The organism is Gammaproteobacteria bacterium (genome assembly GCA_009838035.1).
Classification (GTDB): domain Bacteria; phylum Pseudomonadota; class Gammaproteobacteria; order Steroidobacterales; family Foliamicaceae; genus Foliamicus.
This window is the reverse complement of sequence record VXSK01000028.1, coordinates 95,623-112,769: the sequence shown is the minus strand read 5'-3', so window position 1 is coordinate 112,769 and position 17,147 is coordinate 95,623. Positions and strand designations below refer to the sequence as shown.

General features: G+C 63.0%; 16 protein-coding genes. 6 read left to right on the top strand and 10 right to left on the bottom strand.

Going from position 1 to position 17,147, the window contains the following annotated elements; all coding sequences use genetic code 11:
• Positions 1 to 4 precede the first annotated feature (4 nt).
• Genes F4Y72_11515 through F4Y72_11505 form a run of 3 tightly spaced genes read left to right on the top strand, consistent with a single transcriptional unit; the run spans position 5 to position 2,987 of the window.
• Positions 5 to 838, top strand: a complete 834-nt coding sequence (locus F4Y72_11515) for a phosphoenolpyruvate hydrolase family protein (protein ID MXZ28912.1) — start codon at positions 5 to 7, stop codon at positions 836 to 838.
• Positions 839 to 870: 32 nt separating this feature from the next.
• Entirely contained in the window at positions 871 to 2,112 is a 1,242-nt protein-coding gene (locus F4Y72_11510; GenBank protein MXZ28911.1) for a cupin domain-containing protein, read from the top strand.
• Positions 2,088 to 2,987, top strand: coding sequence for a DUF1080 domain-containing protein (locus tag F4Y72_11505; protein MXZ28910.1), 900 nt, complete (start codon positions 2,088 to 2,090; stop codon positions 2,985 to 2,987). The genes F4Y72_11510 and F4Y72_11505 overlap by 25 nt, the downstream gene beginning before the upstream one ends.
• A 41-nt stretch (positions 2,988 to 3,028) precedes the next feature.
• Here the strand turns inward: F4Y72_11505 and F4Y72_11500 are convergent, their stop codons facing one another.
• From F4Y72_11500 to F4Y72_11470, 7 genes are all read right to left on the bottom strand, one after another.
• Entirely contained in the window at positions 3,029 to 3,895 is an 867-nt protein-coding gene (locus F4Y72_11500; GenBank protein MXZ28909.1) for a hypothetical protein, read from the bottom strand.
• Positions 3,896 to 3,936: 41 nt separating this feature from the next.
• The gene (locus tag F4Y72_11495; GenBank protein MXZ28908.1) at positions 3,937 to 5,130 is read right to left on the bottom strand and encodes a UPF0261 family protein; all 1,194 of its coding nucleotides are present in this window, start codon (positions 5,128 to 5,130) and stop codon (positions 3,937 to 3,939) included.
• Between the two features lie 82 nt (positions 5,131 to 5,212).
• Complete coding sequence (locus tag F4Y72_11490) at positions 5,213 to 5,629, bottom strand: type II toxin-antitoxin system VapC family toxin (protein MXZ28907.1); 417 nt, start codon at positions 5,627 to 5,629, stop codon at positions 5,213 to 5,215.
• The gene (locus tag F4Y72_11485) at positions 5,626 to 5,880 is read right to left on the bottom strand and encodes a type II toxin-antitoxin system Phd/YefM family antitoxin (GenBank protein ID MXZ28906.1); all 255 of its coding nucleotides are present in this window, start codon (positions 5,878 to 5,880) and stop codon (positions 5,626 to 5,628) included. Before F4Y72_11485 ends, F4Y72_11490 begins: the two co-directional genes overlap by 4 nt.
• A 100-nt stretch (positions 5,881 to 5,980) precedes the next feature.
• Positions 5,981 to 6,796: an alpha/beta hydrolase gene (locus F4Y72_11480; protein ID MXZ28905.1), complete on the bottom strand. Its 816-nt coding sequence runs from the start codon at positions 6,794 to 6,796 to the stop codon at positions 5,981 to 5,983.
• Positions 6,797 to 6,798: 2 nt separating this feature from the next.
• Positions 6,799 to 7,401 (bottom strand): OsmC family protein, encoded by a 603-nt coding sequence (locus tag F4Y72_11475; GenBank protein ID MXZ28904.1) that lies wholly within the window; start codon positions 7,399 to 7,401, stop codon positions 6,799 to 6,801.
• A gap of 43 nt (positions 7,402 to 7,444) precedes the next feature.
• Complete coding sequence (locus F4Y72_11470; GenBank protein MXZ28903.1) at positions 7,445 to 8,023, bottom strand: hypothetical protein; 579 nt, start codon at positions 8,021 to 8,023, stop codon at positions 7,445 to 7,447.
• Between the two features lie 168 nt (positions 8,024 to 8,191).
• Between F4Y72_11470 and F4Y72_11465 the strand changes: the two genes are divergently transcribed.
• Positions 8,192 to 10,144: a DUF3604 domain-containing protein gene (locus tag F4Y72_11465; protein ID MXZ28902.1), complete on the top strand. Its 1,953-nt coding sequence runs from the start codon at positions 8,192 to 8,194 to the stop codon at positions 10,142 to 10,144.
• A gap of 17 nt (positions 10,145 to 10,161) precedes the next feature.
• A complete protein-coding gene (locus tag F4Y72_11460; GenBank protein MXZ28901.1) occupies positions 10,162 to 11,319 on the top strand; it encodes a PepSY domain-containing protein in 1,158 nt (385 codons plus the stop codon).
• Here F4Y72_11460 and F4Y72_11455 read toward each other — a convergent pair.
• Positions 11,285 to 12,613, bottom strand: a complete 1,329-nt coding sequence (locus F4Y72_11455) for a serine hydrolase (protein ID MXZ28900.1) — start codon at positions 12,611 to 12,613, stop codon at positions 11,285 to 11,287. The two genes, F4Y72_11460 and F4Y72_11455, sit on opposite strands and share 35 nt — an antisense overlap.
• 240 nt (positions 12,614 to 12,853) lie before the next feature.
• Between F4Y72_11455 and F4Y72_11450 the strand changes: the two genes are divergently transcribed.
• Positions 12,854 to 13,939 (top strand): hypothetical protein, encoded by a 1,086-nt coding sequence (locus tag F4Y72_11450; protein ID MXZ28899.1) that lies wholly within the window; start codon positions 12,854 to 12,856, stop codon positions 13,937 to 13,939.
• A gap of 10 nt (positions 13,940 to 13,949) precedes the next feature.
• Here the strand turns inward: F4Y72_11450 and F4Y72_11445 are convergent, their stop codons facing one another.
• Positions 13,950 to 14,633, bottom strand: coding sequence for an HAD hydrolase-like protein (locus F4Y72_11445; protein MXZ28898.1), 684 nt, complete (start codon positions 14,631 to 14,633; stop codon positions 13,950 to 13,952).
• A 62-nt stretch (positions 14,634 to 14,695) separates the two neighbouring features.
• Complete coding sequence (locus F4Y72_11440) at positions 14,696 to 17,116, bottom strand: TonB-dependent receptor (GenBank protein MXZ28897.1); 2,421 nt, start codon at positions 17,114 to 17,116, stop codon at positions 14,696 to 14,698.
• Positions 17,117 to 17,147 lie beyond the last annotated feature (31 nt).

Below are 17,147 nucleotides of genomic sequence, written 5' to 3'. Positions count from 1 at the left end.
GCATATGTCGATTGCGCGAAAAGAAATTGTCGCAAGGCTGCAAGGGCAGATCAGCGCCGGCAGGCCGATTGTCGGCTGCGGCGCCGGAACGGGGATCTCGGCAAAGTTTGCGGAGGCCGGCGGCGCCGATCTGATCATCATCTACAACTCCGGGCGCTACCGCATGGCCGGCCGGGGTTCGCTGGCGGGCCTGATGCCGTATGGGGACGCCAACGCGATCGTGGTCGAAATGGCGGCCGAAGTGCTTACCGTGGTGCGGGACACGCCCGTGCTGGCCGGCGTCTGCGGCACGGACCCGTTCAGGAACATGCCGCTGTTCCTGCGCCAGCTCAAGGACATGGGGTTTGCCGGCGTTCAGAACTTCCCCACGGTGGGGCTGATAGACGGCAACTTCCGGGCCAACCTGGAAGGCACCGGAATGGGGTATGACAAGGAAGTGGAAATGATCTCGCAGGCCCATGACCTGGACCTGTTCACTTCGCCGTACGTTTTTAATGCCGATGAAGCCCGGGCGATGACCGAAGCGGGCGCCGACCAATTGGTGGCGCATCTCGGCCTCACCACGGCGGGAAGCATCGGCGCCACGGTGGCGAGCACGCTGGAAGATTCCGTACGCAAAGTCATGGAAATCGCGGAAGCCGGCCGGAGCGTGCGGGAAGACGTCATTGTGATCGCGCACGGAGGGCCGCTGGACGAGCCTGACGCCGTCGGCGCCGCTCTGCGCATGCTTCCCGGAATCAATGGATTTTTCGGCGCTTCCAGCATCGAAAGGCTGCCTACCGAGCGGGCCATATCCGGCCAGGTCGAGGCCTTCAAAAATCTCCCTCTGGCCGATTGACCCCCCAACCCTACAAAACAAAGGAAACGACTATGTCATTTATCAAGCACTTCAGGATCGCGCTATCCCTCGTGTTGCTGGTCCCGTTCGCGCCCGGGTTTGCCGAAGACGATCAAACCAGGATCGTAATCCTTGGCGCAAGAACCAGTCAGGGGCACGGCGTACATGAGTTCTTCTCGGGCGTACGCGCGCTGGAAACCATGATCACGGAATCCGGCGCGTTTGAAAAAGGAACGGAACTCCACGTCGAGGCCTTTCCGTTCGGATGGACCGAAGAAACTTCCCTCGATGCGGCGACAACGCTGGTGATGTACTTCGACGGCCGGCGGGAAAACCCTCTTCAGGACGCTGCCGTACGCTCCGCGGTCAGCCGCTTTGTGTCCGATGGGGGGTCGTTGGTGTCGGTCCATCATGCGGCCTTCACCAATGACGAGGCGCTGCGCCCCTCGCTCAGGAGCTGGTTCGGCGGCACCCTCCCCGCCGACGGCGGGCTGGCGCATGCGTTTTTCTCGGTAAGCGCCACGGAAAACGATCATCCCGCAAGCCGGGGCGTCGGGAAAATCGCTTACGTTGACGAGGCCTATCCGCCGCTGGACTTCGACAATGAATCCGAGCGGGTACGGCCAGTTGTAACCGGAAAGATCGTGCCCCTTTCAGGCGCGGCGAATGCCGAAGCTCCGGAGCCGCGGCAGGGAGTGGCTGCCTGGACCTACGAACGGGCCGATGGCGGACGCTCGTTTGCCTTTACGGGCGGCAACGAACTGTCCGCTTTCGACGTGCCGGGGGTACGGACGCTGCTGCTGAATGGAATCGCCTGGGCAAGCCGCGTCGAGATTCCGGAAACAGGCGTAGCAACGCGCGCCGACCCGGCGCTCGCGGCGAAATTGCTCAATCCACGGCATGGAAAAGACCCGTTCACGGTGTCCGCAGTGATGACGGCCGAGGAATACTCCGTGATGCAACTCGATTGGGGGCGAATCGACTGGCACGTCACGGGGCCCATGGGCAATACGGATGTTCTTACTACCGGAATCGCGATCGTCGACGTCGGCAAATCCAACCCCAGGCACTACCATCCCAATTGCGATGAAGTGCTGCATGTGGTCGAGGGCCATATCCTGCACACGATGGACGACGTCACGGTGGAGATGAAGGCCGGGGACACGGTCAGCATTCCCAAGGGCGTCTATCACAACGCAACGAACATCGGCGACACCAAGGCGGTGCTCGCAATCAGCTTCGACTCGGCGTGGCGGGAAGTCATCGGCGAATAGCCGTGGACGATGACCGCCGGCGTGCCCGCCCCGTCGACCTGCTGGGGCTGGCCGCCATCGCGATTTATCCAGGCGCGCTATTAGCGGCAATCCTCGTGGCCTGGCCGGCGGCGGGCCAGTCGGAATCGGCGCGGAAGGAACCTGCAGCCCCGGGAGAAATCTCTCTGTTCGACGGCAAGTCCCTCGATGGCTGGTCGGGCGACAGCCGGTACTGGTCCGTGATCGACGGCGCGATCACGGGCCGCACGGACATCCCGCTCGAGGAAAACACCTACCTCATTCGGGAAGGGACGTTTGCCAATTTCGAAGCCCGGCTCAAGTACCGCTTTCTTACCGAAATCGGCAATTCCGGCCTGCAATACCGGGGCCGCAGGATAGAAGGGGAACCGTTTGTCGTTCGCGGCTACCAGGCGAACATCGTGACCACGCACGCGGACCGGACCTTTGCCATGCTGTGGGAGGACGAGGCGCGTGAACTGCTGGCGCTGTACGGTGAAACGGTCGAGATCTTCGCCGCCGCGGACCCGTCAGCGGAAACCTTCGAGCGACGGGTTACCGGCACAGTGAACTCAAAGACCGAAATCATGGCCCAGGCAAGACACCATCCCGAATGGAACGAACAAATCGTGATCGCCTACGGCAACCGCCTCATCCACGCGCTCAATGGAATGGTGACGCTGGAGGCAATCGACAACGACGAGGCCAGCCGCTCGCTGAAGGGCGCTTTTTCGTTGCAGATACACCGGGACATGGCAATGGCCGTGCAATTCAAGGACATCACGGTCCGGGAACTCAAGACGGAGCCGGACATTGGCGGGCGGTTCATCCGCCGGCACACCCCACGGCACGCGGACTCATCCGGCGCATTACCCTGAACGTGTGGGCATCCTGCCCCCGAGCAGTCGGGAGGATTCAGTCAGTCGCCAACGCCATACCTGGACTTGAGATGGCGAATAACGGATGCCAGCTCCGGATCGGACAAGGGCCTTTCCCAGATCAGCATGCGCGCGATCTCGCCGTTGAACGCTTCCTTGCCGGGATGATCCAGGGCTTCGCGTTCCTGTCCGATCGCCAGTTTTGACGGGTCCGCTTCCGGGACGACCTCAAACGGCGCCCTGTCCACCGCCGTGGGCTGATCGACGAACAGTTCCGCCATCACGGCGCCCCTGCCCGCCCCCAGGCGGCCCGCCACGACGTGGAAACGGCCTTCCTCGAGCCTCGGCCCCGTGAGCTTGGGGTTGTCCCGGTTCCACGTTCCGAACGACCTGGAATTGCGGGGGTTCATGCTCACCGCGTTGTCGTCGTCGAATCCCGCCCATACGCCCTCGAACTCGGGGCCGTTCTTGAGATTTCCGAAGAAAGCGTTGACGTCCTTGTAGGGGGCGCGCGTGGGAACCTGCCGGTGGCCGGCGATCACCGCCGCCCAGGTAAACCCGCTGCCCGTGGTCAGATGATCCAGCGCATCCTCGGCGCTGTTGACCAGTTCGTCCTCGTCGAAGACGATGGCGTGATGCCCGTTGAGTTCCGCCACGGGCCCGCGAAGAGCGGGCCTGCCGCCGGGACGGAAGTTGCGAAAATAAATGATCTTCCCGCCCTTCACCTGGTTGCCCCATGCGGACACTTCGCCCATCCTGTGGCCCTCGCCGGCCAGGTCGGGGCGGGTTTCCAGCGTCACGTCCCGGTCCGCGTCCAGGTCCACCAGCAGTCCCGCTGCCGGGATGGCGCCGTTACCGGCTGCCCGCAGCGACGGCTCCTGGCCGCCCGTAACGGTGCAGGCCGTCAACAGCAGGGCCAGCAGGCAGGCGCAGGCGCGGGCGAGGGTTCTTATCCCAGGGACCGAAATTGGCGCAGCGCCTCCCGGGTAAACACGTCGTCGTTGATGTGTGCGTCCACCTCGACCAGCTGCCGGTTCGGCGCGTTTGTCCAGCCATTGCGTATCGCGTTGAACAGGGCCTCGTCGGCATCCGGGTCATGGAACGGCTGGTCCTCCTTGTCGATTGCGGACACTCCCCTGAGCGGTAGCAGAAAACGCACGGGCCCTGTCATTCGATTGAGCCTCTCCACGATCCATGCGCCGATGGCCTCGTTCTCCCCGGCGGTCGTGCGCATCAGGGTGATCTGCGGGTTGTGAACATGAAGCCGCCTCGATTGAAATTTCTCCGGTACCGTCTCGCGGGCGCCGAAATTGACCATATCGACAGCGCCCACCGACCCCACGTACGGGACCCCGGTGCGGATCACCGCGCCGAAGCGGTCCGGCGTGCAGGGAAGAACGCCGCCCACCAGGTAATCGCACACCTCGGTCGTTGTGATGTCGAAGACGCCCCCCAGCAAGCCCGAATCGACGAGTTTTTCCATCGACTGGCCGCCGGTCCCCGTAGCATGGAAGACGAAGCACTCGAAATCCGCCTCCAGCGCCGAGCGTATGGCCGTGATGCACGGCGTCGTCACCCCGAACATCGTAAAACCGAGTGCGGGTCGCGCGGATTCGCCAGATTCCGCCCTGTTGAGCGCCATCCCGGCCGCTGCGTACGCCGCGTTGGCGATGACCTGCCGGGATATGGCGTTCAGGCCTGCGATATCCACCACCGAGTACATCATCGCGATATCGTTAGGGCCCACATAAGCGGAAACATCGCCGGAAGCCATGGTCGAGACCATGATCTTCGGCACCCCTACGGGTAGCGTCCGCATGGCCGCAGTAACGATGGCGGTGTTGCCCGACCCGCCGAGCCCAAGCACGGCGCCGATGTCGTCGCGGGATATCAGGTAGTTGGACAATGCCTCGCCCATCGCCGCGACGGCTGTGCCCCGATCTGACTGGCCCAGCACCGCGGATTCGCCGCCCGGGTGACATCGGGCGACGTCCCCGGCGGGAACGTCCGCGGCATCCGATGGGGACCCTGTCGAAACGTCCACCAGAAGTACGGCTGCTCCGGCTGACTGCAGGCATTCGCCCGCGTACGTAAGTTCCGCTTCCTTGGTGTCAAAGGTGCCAATTACATAGACTTTGGCCATGGTTCACTGGGTTCCGGCTGAAGGATTCCGACGTCCGAATTCTCAAACGCGCCCCGCCCACAAAGTATATCGTTCCGGCTGTTCAGCGTTGGCGCCAGGGGTTAAGGATTGCAACACCCGCGGGCGCGAAATCAGACTCATTGCGGGTCACGACGGTTAACCGCCGGCACAGGGCAGTCGCGGCAATCAGCCCATCGATTGCGGGAAGCGGATTTTTCAAACGCGCCGTCAGCCTGCCCCATTCGTCTGCGATGCTGCCGTCGATGGGCAGAACGCGGTTTTCGAACCACGCCGGCAACTCGTTCTCCAGCCAGGCCGAAATGCGTGACCGCCGGCGACTGTCCGGCAGACGCTCCACCCCACGTCGGATTTCACCGAAGGAAAGAACACTCACGTGGAGTGATTCCGCCGGCGTGCCGTCAAACCACTCGGTCACGAGCGGCGCAGGATCTTTCCTGGTCAGCTCCGACAGCGCACAGGTATCGATCAGAAAACTCACAGCCGACTTTTGCGCGGCAGGGAGCGGTCGCGCTCCAGGTCCAGCTTCACGCCGGCAAGCGGAGAATCGCGCAGAAACTCGGTCAGGGCGGGCTTGCCGCGCTTGTCCCTCAGCCGGTCATAGTCGTCGGCCGATAGCACCACGGCAGCCCGGCGGCCATGCACCGTAATCGTCTGCGGACTGGAATCGGCGCTGCGCACCAGTTCGCTGAATCGCGCCTTCGCTTCCTGAACCTGCCAGTTCTTTGTCATTTCCCGGATAAATCTGACCAGAATGACCAGATTATGCGAAGTTGACCTCCGCATTGCAAGCCGAAAACACGATGTTTCCGCCCAATTTTTCGATAAGCAGCTACGCCGGTGGCAGATGCGCTTTGAGGAAGCGGGTGACGGCGGCGTTGAACTGCGCCGGGAACTCCAGGAACATCATGTGCGCGCCCAGCACGTACAGTTCAATCTGCGGCGCGTTGGCGTCGATCCAGCGCCGGGCGGCCTGGCCATGCTCTTCCTTGACGACGTGCAGCACCGGCAGGCGCGTGGCCACTTCCCTGGCGGTCTCCGTGTAGTCGCTGAGGTTCACTTCCCGCAGCAACAGCGAAGCGGCGGGTTGCGGCGTGCTGATCGAGCTGGCAACGAATTCCTCGACAAACGCCGCTTCGACAGGCTGGTTGAGAAACATGGTCGGGGCGGCCATTCTTGCGAACTCCTCCCTTTGCGGCGAGGCCATGAACTGCTCGAATTGCGCCAGTTGTTCCCGCGAGTTGATGCCCCAGTCGGCGGGCGTTTCCCGGGCCGCCTTGGGTGGCTGGTCGATATTGACGAACGCCCGAACGTTTCCGTATCCGAACTGCTCGAAATAGGAGTAGGCGGCACAGACGCCGGCCGACCAGCCGAGCAGCACGACATCCTTGAGTTCCAGCTCGTCCAGAAAGGCCGCCAGGTCCGCCCCGTGTTGCCTGTAATCGTGTCCGGATTCGGTCCGGGATGACTTTCCGTGACTGCGCGGATCGTAAGCAATCGCCCGGAAGTCCGCCGACAACGGTCCCAGGTTCTCGCGGAAAGCCCCCGTGTCCATGGTCCAGCCCGAAATGAACACCAGGGGCCGGCCCTGCCCCAGGGACACATAGTGAATCGTCAGTTCGTTGGAAATTCCTGCAAAGCCATGCATATCTACTCGGCGCTGTCCCGGGCATCGATTTCAACGCCGTTATACACGAGTCGCGTCGACCAGGGGATGGGATTGCGCAGCGCATGGTGGGCCATGCAGGAACTTTCGGCTTCCTCCAGCAGGGCCTGAATCCTTTCCGGCGGTTCGGGGCTGTCGATGATGACGTGCGTCTCCACCTTTTCGGTCTCGCCGGTCGTGCGATGGCCGAGTTCGCGCATGGTCCCGAGCGTGGTCATGAACCGGACCCGCTGCTCCAGGCGCATTGAGGTCACCTCGATCTTGCGGGTGTTGAGGATGTCGGTCATGTGCGTCATCAGGCAGAACCCGATGCCGGCGGTGAAGAACGCCAGCGGCGGCGGGGCCTGGTCGTCGCCCACGGGCGGCTGCTCGTCGCAGTACAGCGTGACCGGGCTGAAGCCGGGAATATTGACCTGCACGGTGCCCGTCTTCTGCTGCTTGCCGTGCGCCTCGGCCACCATGTTGACCTCGAACCGCAGCGGTTCCGGAGGCCGGGATTTTCTGAAAGGACCGGCCTCGAACTGGTCGGGGACCGGAGTCTGATCGGCCTGCTCGCCGACAAAGTAGTCTTGGGAGTGAAATTTCATAACGCGGCAAGTCTACGCGAGCGACCGGAACACTTGCTCAGCACTATTCGGAAATGGGCCCCCGAATCATGTAGCGCTCCGTAATGCTCCAGCCGCTCGGACTGCTGATTTCCCAGGGTCCGATTCTTTGGCCCTGCCGGTACTCGCCCTGCTCCGTAAGGAAAGAGTGGCGCAAGACCCAGTGGCCGGTCCTTTTGCCGTTTTTTATCTCACCCTCATGGACGCTATCGGATCCGCGATGCCAGAGGTTGGGCCATGCGATGGTGAGTATGCCTTCACCGTTGGCCCGTCCGTCCTCACATTTCCCGGACCAGCTGACTGTTGCGCCGCCGGCGAGGGGTTCCTCCTGCCAGACCGTGCATCCTTGCCTGTTATCCAATGTCAGCCAGCATTTGGCCACCTGCAGCGCTCCGTCGCAGGACACTTCACTTTCGACCCCGGGCGGGCGGAGAAACCACCCGGGTTCAACGTACTGTTGAAGGTCGATCGATTCCGCCGGCCGTGACGGCAGTTCCTGAGAACACGCGGCAACGAAGAGCGCCAGGATCACCGGGAATCCGGACCGGAACCGTGGATTGGCGCGATACTTTCCGGTCCCGATGCGCTCAAGGAATGAAGTCACAAAACGAATCCTCCCGTCCTCATTGATGCGCAGGATAGACCAATCGTCGCGCCGCCGAGTGGCCGCGACTGTGCGAAACTATATTGAAACCCCTTCCCGACCGGGGTCCCGGGAGAAAAGCGCTTGCGTCGTGAACCAGTGCCGTGCCAGGCTCATACTGCCTTGCTGATGGCCGTATTCCTTGTTTCCGGTTGCGCCCAGCAAGCCGGACAGGGGTCACCGGGTGCAAGCCTCGTGACGTACACCGAGGACAGGGAAGTCTGCATCGACCGAAACGCCAATCGCAATGCGTACTTCGGCGACCTGCACATCCACACCGCCTACTCCTACGACGCCCGCCCGCTGGGCACGAGAACCACTCCGGCCGACGCGTACCGATTCGCCAAAGGCGAAGCCATTCCGATCCCGCCCTACGCCGAGGACGGCAGCGTGGTGATGACCCAGAAACTCGAGCGTCCGCTGGACTTTGCGGCGGTCACCGACCACTCCGAGTTTTTCGGCGAAATGAAGCTCTGTTTCGATGAAGAGAGCGAGGCCTACAACGCCAACTCCTGCCGGTTCCTGCGCGGCGAAAGCGGAGAGGGGCTGTCGCCCTTCATTCGCATTGTCATCAGCGAAGACCCCGAGCGCGTGACGGACATTTGCGGCGAAGACGGCTCCGAGTGCCTCGAGGCCTCTCTTTCCCTGTGGCAGAGCACCCGGGACATGGCCGAAGCGGCCTACGACCGTACCTCGGCCTGCCGCTTCACAACTTTCGTGGGTTACGAACACACGGGCACACCCAGGAGCAACAACTATCACCGCAATGTCATCTTCCGCAATGACCGGGTGCCGGAATACGCGATTTCCTACATCGAATCGCCCACCGACATCGAATTGTGGGAGCAGTTGACCGAGCAGTGCCTGGAAGGCGTCGAAGGATGCGACGTGCTGGCGATCCCGCACAACTCCAACCTGAGCTCGGGCGCCATGTTTCCGTCCTATATTTCCCGGTTCGAGTCGAGCGACACGGCGCGCGAAATCGCGGAACTGCGCAACGCCATGGAACCGGTCATGGAGGTGTTCCAGCACAAGGGCAATTCCGAGTGCTTCAACGGGCTGCCGAACATTCTCGGCGCCGAGGACGAACTGTGCGAGCAGGAGCAGGTGCGCAGCGTCGGGCGGGAAGCGGTGTCGTTCTTCGGCGAGCCGACCGATGTGCGGTTTTGCGAAGAAGGGGAAATCGGCATCCGCGGCTTTGTGCGCTTCGGCTGCATTTCGAAGAACGACTTCTTCCGCAGCGTTCTCCTGACCGGCTTGCAGGACCAGGCCGTGATCGGCGTCAATTCCTACAAGATGGGCGTGATCGCCTCCACGGACGGGCACATTTCCACGGCCGGCGACACGCATGAGCACAGCTGGCCGGGGCACCTGGCGCCGGAGACCGACTTCGAGACCCGGCTGTCCGACCGCGGAAGCTCGCCTTTCGGGCTGATTTCCAATCCGGGCGGTCTGGCCGGCGTATGGGCTGTGGAGAATTCACGCGACGCCATCTTCGAGTCCTTGCGTCGCAAGGAGGTGTTCGGCACCACCGGAACGCGTATCGAACCCCGGCTGTTCGCGGGTTGGGACTTCGAGGAGAGCGCCTGCGAACTGGACGACAGGGCGGCGCACGGCTATGCCCGTGGCATCCCGATGGGCGGCGACCTGAGCGGCGGGCCTGCCGGAGCCGCGCCGCAACTCTTCGTGAGCGCGCTGCAGGATAAGCACGCTGCGCAACTGCAGAAGCTCCAGGTGATCAAGGGGTGGATCGACGACGGCGGCCAGGCCCACTACAAGGTGTTCGACGTGGCTGGCCGGGAGAACCAGCAAGGCGAGGTGGACCTGCAAACGGGGGTGTGGAGCGGCACGGGATCGGTGGACTTGTGCGCGGTGTTCGAGGACCCGGAGTTCGACCCCACCGAGGCTTCGTACTACTACCTGCGCGCGGTCGAAGTGCCCACCCTGCGCTGGAGCTGGGCGCAATGCGTCGCCCTGCCGGCGGATGAACGTCCGGACGCCTGCGATAACGATGCGCCCAAGACCATCCAGGAAATGGCCTGGACCTCGCCCATCTGGTACCTGCCGCCGGGCGGAGACTAGCGCGGATATTGCGGCGCATGAAGGCGCGTACGAAGAAAGCCCTTCTCGCGTTCCACCGATGGTCGGGGATTGCGGCCGGGCTCGTCATTGTTCTGGTCGGCGTTACCGGTTCCCTGCTCGTTTTTGAGGATGAACTTGATGTCGCACTGAATCCGGATCTCTACAGCGCCGAGATACAGGGACTTCGACTACCGCTCGATCAGATCACCTCCCGAACCGCCCGGACTTATCCGGATTGGCAGCCTGCCCATGTCACGCGCCTGGACGATGCTCCGGGCAGAACGCTCACGGTTACGCTTCGGAATGCCGGCGGCAACGAACGACAAGTGTTTGTCGATCCGTTCACCGCCGAAATCGTTGGGGAACGCTCCAGCCTGTCGTCCCTGGCGCTCATCCGAAGGTTGCACGGCGATTTGACGCTTGGCGGCGTCGGCGAGAACGCACTCGGCCTGTTGTCGCTCCTGTTGATGGCCATGTTCATCGTGGGACTGGCATTGTGGTGGCCCGGAAAGAAGCGTCTGCCGGGAGCTCTTTCGGTGAAGTGGGATGGCGGTTCGCGTCGCGTCATTCGCGACCTGCACAACCTCGGCGGGGTCTACATGTTCGCCTTCCTGTTTCTCTCCGCGGTGACGGTTCCGCCCATTGTCTGGAAGCTGACCGCGCCGCAGATCGGTCCTCCGGCGCCTGCAGCCGCGCCACCCTCGGCGCCGCAGTCCGCGCCGGAGAATGCCGGCCCGCCGATGCGGGCGCCAGCGGGCGGTCCGCCACCGACCATCCCCTGGCAGGACGCTGCCGATGCCGCACTGGAGGCCGTGCCTGGTTCCTGGCTGGGTTTCATTCTTCGCCCCCTGGGGCCTCAGCCTTTCTTCCTGATACGGGTCTTCCCTCCGGGAGAAAACGCGGTCTCGAAGCAAACGACGGTTTTCGTCAATCGGTACACGGGTGAAATCATCCGTCTGTCCGCCCCTGCCGCACCGACATGGGCGTCATTGCTTTCCGCCGACTTTGCCGCAAGCCTGCACAGCGGCGCCATAGCCGGTTTGCCCGGCCGTTGGGTCATGTTTATTGCGGGCGTGTTCTTCCCGGCGCTGTTCGCGACCGGGTTTCTCTTGTGGTGGCGCAGGCGAAAAAGTCGGCTGACTAGCGCTGCGGCGCGGACGGCCGCTGATCCCTGACGATGCCGCGCATGATGAGGTTGGGCAGAACGCTGTTGTCCCACTCGGTGGTCTCGTCGCGCGGCGGCGCCAGGCCGGTGCGCAGGATGACCAGGTCCTGGGAGGGAACGACGTAAACAACCTGGTTGGCGTTGCCGTCGAACAGGTAGAGGTCGGCCGCGAGATAAGGTTCGCCGTGCAGGATCTCCGGCATGCCGCGGTCCGGGTTGGCGAAACCGCGGCGCCCGGTATATCGCCCGGCCACCCAGATGCTCAGGCCGAAGTACGGGTTCTCGCGGGTGGGCGTGATCATTTCCTCGACGTAACCCTCCGGCAACAGCCGCTCGCCCTCCCAATCGCCGTCCCGGAGCATCGCGATCGCCAGCCTCAGGAAGTTTTCGGCGGGCGCCAGCATGCAGCAGCCGGAGTGCGCCGTACCGCCGGGCCGGTTCACCCAGACCGCACCGCCCATGGCGCCGATCTTCTGCCAGATTTCCGTGCTCACGAACTCCGCGTACCGGCGTGAGGTGGCGCGCTCGATCAGCACCGCGACCATGTCGCCGGCGGCGTTGTTGTACTCGTATCGCGTGCCGGGTTCGTCGATGACCGGGTATTCCGCCACGATGATCTCGTCGTGGCGCGGATGCAGGAAGGTGCGTGAGATCAGGTCGGTCGGGCCCTGCGGCGGAACCTGCGGATAAAAGCCCGCGCGCATGTCCAGCAAATGCCGGACCAGGATCTTCTCCCGCCAGGGATCGCCCTGCCATTCGGTCACGAAATCGGCCACCGGCTGATCGAGCGACGCAATGTTGTTGAGCATGAGCGCCCGGCCGATGGCGAACGCCGTGACCTGCTTGGCCAGGGAGAAGGAGTTGATCGGCGAGGTGCGCGTGTGACCGCCGAAATAGGTTTCCCGCTCGATCTTCCCGTTGCGCCAGACGATGAACGCGTTGGAGTTGTTGATCTCCGCATAGCGTTCCGCACCGTCCAGGGCCTGCACCGAAATCGTTCGCTCCGCATCAGCGGCAGCCGGCAGCGGCGCCCAGTCATCGGCGCCGGCCATCGTTTCCCGATCAACGTAAATTTCGTCCGCGGTCCTGCGAACCTGCGCCTTCTCGTAGCGCTGCATGTACAGCGCCTCCTCTTCCGGCGAGAACATCAGCCGTCCGGGAAAGAACTCCTCAGGCGTCTGCGCCTGCGCGGTGACCGCAACCGCGCAGAACAGCAGGACAAGAGCTCGCAGCCCTCCTCCTACAGGTTCAATGCCCCTGTCCCGTTCCATGCGTCGTCCTGCGATAAGGTATCTGTCTCTCATATGGAGAACTGCACGAGTTTGCCCGAGTTATTGCGAATATGCACCTGTGCAGCCTTAGCGCTGTCGATTTCATGCAATAGCGCGCTGGGTGATGAACCACTCCCGGGCTCCGGCCCGGCAGCCGCTTGTGATGACCTGACTCGCCGCGCGCTGACCGGGATCGAAGAGCACGTGTGGGCTCCGCTCAAGCAGTTCAGAAGTCTTGAGCGCGTCTGCGGGAGCTTCGCCAGTTACAGGCAGATGCGTGCGCAACTCGAGTCCTTTGCAGGGAACCACGCGCAAGCGCTTGACTATTGGGACAGCAACTACCGCAGGCCCAGCGATGACGCAGTGGAGACCGGTCCCGCGCGGGGCGTAGCACCTGAAATCAAGGCCGCAAACGCGATCGCCCATATCCTTGAGCGTTCGTCGGACCACCAGATGATCATGGTCAATGAACGCCATCACGTTTCACGCGACAGGCTGCTCACGCTGTCACTGCTGCGTCCCCTGTACCGGCAAGGCTTTCGCTACCTTGCCGTCGAAGCGGTGTGGCCGGGGGACGACATCAACGCGCGCGGCTATCCCACCAAGAACTCGGGCTATTACGTGCGCGACGTGGTGTTCGCGGAAATGTTGCGGCATGCGCTTGCCCTCGGGTACGAGATCGTGGGCTATGAGATCCGGGGCAGTCAGAAGAACACGGCCGATTCCCGCAGCGCACAGGCCCGCCGCGACTATTGGCAGGCACGCAATCTCTTGGACGGGACCCTTTCAAAGGACCCCGATGCGAAAGTGCTGGTTCATTGCGGTTGGGCCCATCTGCAGGAGCAGCCCACATCCTCGTGGGAGCCCATGGCGCACTTCGTGCGCGAAATGGCGGGCATCGATCCGCTGACTGTCGACCAGACGCTGCTTGGCGAACGCTCGGAGCCTGACTTTGAGCACGTCTTGCGAGTCGAGGCCGAACGGCAGGGTCTGGCAGGCGCCAACCCGGTCGTTCTGTTGTCCAGAGGTGGAGTACCAATGCAGATCGGCGCGGGCATCGACCTGCGCGTGCTTTCCCCCCGCACCCGATTCGTCAATGGCCGCCCGGGCTGGATGAATATGTCGGGCCGCCGGCGCGCTGTGACTGTGGCCGTCCCCGAGTGCCGCAAAACGGCCTGCATTATCGAGGCCAGAAACGCGGAACGGGCGGACGAAATCGCCTACGATCGAATGGAGGCAGTCAGGACCGACTCGGTTGTCCTTTATCTCCCGAGTGAAGCGGCCATCGACTTGCTTCTGTTCGACCTTGAGGGAAACGTAATCGGCCGGCGGCCTCCCGTCCAGGGCAGGTCGAGCTAGAGAACTGCACTCAGGTTCCGGCGGGTGTGCGCAATCTCAATGCCTTGAGTATGGCCGCCTTGGCACGGAAATCGGGGTACTGGGCTTTGTGCTGCACCTTGTCGCCTATGGCGATGAAGTCGTAGCCCAGTTCCTCGCTGGCCCGTTTGTCCCAGATGCCGTCGCCGAAGTACGTCCGCCGGCTCGCCTTTCGGCCGTCAAGCGCGCGTTTCTCGGCGATTTGCATGATTTCAGTGCGGGTGAGGGCGTCCGAACCCGAGGCGAGGGGGAGGCAGTAGCGATCCAGTCCGGCGGCGCGAAGCTTCATCCGCGCCGTCTCCTCCCAGCCTCCCGTGGCCAGCGCCATCGAGACTTCCGGATGTGACTCGAGTGCGGTCATAAAGGCTCCGGCGCCTTCGATTTCGGGCAATTGGCCTTCCCTTTCGTCGAGGTAATCCGAGACCAGGCCGGCAAAGACGGCCTTGACCTCCGCGTGTATGCGACGCCGACCGTCCGTCAGCCCCGCGTTGTCGATGATTTCATCCAGGATCCCGCCGTCGGTCACGTTGCGGTACGCGGACCAGTCGTCGCCGATCTCTATCCCCAGAACTTCCCGGACGGCCTGCACGTACAGCTCCGAGTCGAACTCGTCCGAGTCGACCAGCGTCCCGTCAATATCGAACAGGACCAGATGTATGCCGGTTGCAGTTCCCATTCAGCTCGCCGCACCCGAGCTCGCGGGGAACGGCGGGCCGACGGATAAAAGACGCGCTCCGGTCAGTCCGTGAAGGTGTCGAAGTTCGCGACGAACGTCAGGCCGAAGGTGCGGCGCTCGCCCAGGTATGCGTTGTATTGCCTGTTGGGGACGCCCACTGTGGCGCCGGACACGTACAGTTCATCGAACAGGTTGCGGGCCCAGAGCCGCGCCTCGTACCAGCGCCCGATAACGCCGATGCTGGCGTTCGCGATGTTGCGCTCGGGCACCCAGGCCAGGTTCATCGCGTCGGCGTACTGCTTCGACTGGTATGCGACATCGATGCGGATGTAGTACTCCTCGGCAAAGCCCAAAGCCAGCTGGTCACGCCATTCGGCCCCGTATGTCGCCTGCCACTTCGACTGGCGCTGCATCTGATTGCCGCCCACGTGGCCGTCGATCGGGCACACGATATCGTCGCAAACCGAGGGCAGCCCGCCCCAACGCTTGTCGAAAGTGCCTTCCTCGTACTTGGCGTCGCCGTAGTAGGCGGACCCGCTGACGGTCAGATTCTCGGAAATCGCATAGGCGGCCTCCAATTCGAAACCCTTGGAGCTCACGTCCCCAAGATTGGCGGTAAGCGAAAGCGACAGGTCGGCGGGGTTGCCCGGGTCCTGCGCCCTGATCTGCACGTCCGACCAATCGATCCAGAACAGCGATCCGTTCAGGCGCAGCCGCCCGTCCAGAAGGATGTTCTTGGAGCCGATTTCGTAGGTCCAGTTCTGGTCCTCGTCGAAGGTGCGGTCCTCCTCCCGAACGGATGAGGCATTGAAACCGCCCAGCTTGACTCCCTTGGCGAGCGAAACGAACAGCAGCCGGTCGTCGCTGAGATCGTACTCCAGCGTGACCCGCGGCGTGAACGAGGAGAACTCGTCCTCCAGCACCACGCCCGCGAATACCAGATTTCCGTCCAGCCCCTCGGATGGCCGATTGCCCTCAAACTTGTCGGTACTCGAGTAGCGCACCTCCGCGCCGATGCGCGCGCGCCCGTCCATGAACGCGTAGCTGATCTCGGCAAACGGCGAGGTTGTCTTGTTCCTGTTCAGAAGATCCCTCAGGGGCACGTAGACGACGAATGCCGACCGGTCCAGAATGTCAATCGGCTCCGTGGGCGCCGCATTCAAGGGCCACATGGTGCTGAAGTTGGCGATATAGGCATCCCGGCTCTTTGTGTAGAAGTATCCGGCGGCGGCCCGCAACGGTCCGCCGGTGTCCCAGGACACCCTGATCTCGTGGGAATCCACTTCGAAGTCGCCTATGGGGCCGCTTTCAAAAACGCAGCCAGGCAACGGCGGGGTGGCGAACGGGCAACCCGGCAGGAGGTCCTTGTAACCGAGGGTCTTTGAATCCGCCTCCAGTCGGCCGTATATGTATTCCACGGCGATCGAATCATTGATGGCCCAGTTGACCGAACCCCGCGTGAACTGCGCGTTCAACTGCCGCGCGTATCCTCTCGGGTCGCTGGGGATGACGTCCACCCAGAGCTCGCCGCAGTAGAGCCGCCACCAGCGGCCGCCATAGCCGAATCCGGGCCGCCCCGCCGGGCGAACATCCGGATTCCACTGGCCGCAGTTCAGGAAGTGGCTGTCCGCACCCAGCTCGGCGAAGAAGTTCTGGGCCCGGTGTTCCCTGTCGAAATCGTAGTCGTAATAGGCAAGGTCGATGGTCAGTGCATCACCGGGTGTAATGCGCAGGGCCAGGCTGGCCACCGCGCGCTCGTGCCCGCCCAGCCGGTCGTTGCTGCCTTGCTTGAAATCAATATCGGCGTAGGGGTGCGTATTCTTCCAGGTGCCGTCGAACTCCGAGTAGTCGTATCCGGCAAGTACCGAAATCAGGCCGGGCACAATCGGGCCGGACACCGTGCCGGCGTAGTCATAACGCGAATGATTGCCAGCGACGACCTGCCCCTGCAGGTCCCACTCATCGCCGGGCCTTCTGGGAATGTAGTTGATCGCGCCCATGAAGGCGTTGCGACCGTAGCGGGCGCTTTGCGGGCCCTTGACCACTTCGACTCGCTCCATGTTGGCGAAGCCGAGGTCGGTCACATAGCTGCGCGGCAGATATACGCCGTCGAAGAAAACCGACACGTTCTGCTCGCCGGACTGCAATATCGACACCTGGGTGGTGCCGCGTACGACCGGCGTGGTCCCGCCGGAGCCGCCGAAGTCCTCGAAATTGAATCCGGGGGTGAACAACGCGACGTCGCGCATGTCCTGGATGCTGCGCTTCTGCAACTCCTCCGCGGTGAACGCGGTGATGGACAGCGGGATGTCCTGGATCGCCTCTTCGCGCTTGCGCGCGGTGACCACGATCTCCTCCAGCTGGGCCTCCTGGCCGACGGCGATATTGACCTGTGCAGGTCCGAACAGGATTGCCGCGGCTACGGCCAGGCAAATGGGAATTGCTTTACAGCGGTTTTTCATGAGAAGACCTCCCGGTCTCATGGGATCGAAAAAATGGCGGATGATCAGGTGT

What these genes read in the sequence shown, in the direction of transcription:
- F4Y72_11450 (MXZ28899.1), top strand. Translation starts at nt 12,854, where the DNA reads ATGCGTGCGCAACTCGAGTCCTTTGCAGGGAACCACGCGCAAGCGCTT.
- F4Y72_11510 (MXZ28911.1), top strand. Translation starts at nt 871, where the DNA reads ATGTCATTTATCAAGCACTTCAGGATCGCGCTATCCCTCGTGTTGCTG.
- F4Y72_11445 (MXZ28898.1), bottom strand. Translation starts at nt 14,633, where the DNA reads ATGGGAACTGCAACCGGCATACATCTGGTCCTGTTCGATATTGACGGG.
- F4Y72_11475 (MXZ28904.1), bottom strand. Translation starts at nt 7,401, where the DNA reads ATGAAATTTCACTCCCAAGACTACTTTGTCGGCGAGCAGGCCGATCAG.
- F4Y72_11465 (MXZ28902.1), top strand. Translation starts at nt 8,192, where the DNA reads ATGGCCGTATTCCTTGTTTCCGGTTGCGCCCAGCAAGCCGGACAGGGG.
- F4Y72_11480 (MXZ28905.1), bottom strand. Translation starts at nt 6,796, where the DNA reads ATGCATGGCTTTGCAGGAATTTCCAACGAACTGACGATTCACTATGTG.
- F4Y72_11495 (MXZ28908.1), bottom strand. Translation starts at nt 5,130, where the DNA reads ATGGCCAAAGTCTATGTAATTGGCACCTTTGACACCAAGGAAGCGGAA.
- F4Y72_11515 (MXZ28912.1), top strand. Translation starts at nt 5, where the DNA reads ATGTCGATTGCGCGAAAAGAAATTGTCGCAAGGCTGCAAGGGCAGATC.
- F4Y72_11440 (MXZ28897.1), bottom strand. Translation starts at nt 17,116, where the DNA reads ATGAGACCGGGAGGTCTTCTCATGAAAAACCGCTGTAAAGCAATTCCC.
- F4Y72_11455 (MXZ28900.1), bottom strand. Translation starts at nt 12,613, where the DNA reads ATGAGAGACAGATACCTTATCGCAGGACGACGCATGGAACGGGACAGG.
- F4Y72_11485 (MXZ28906.1), bottom strand. Translation starts at nt 5,880, where the DNA reads ATGACAAAGAACTGGCAGGTTCAGGAAGCGAAGGCGCGATTCAGCGAA.
- F4Y72_11460 (MXZ28901.1), top strand. Translation starts at nt 10,162, where the DNA reads ATGAAGGCGCGTACGAAGAAAGCCCTTCTCGCGTTCCACCGATGGTCG.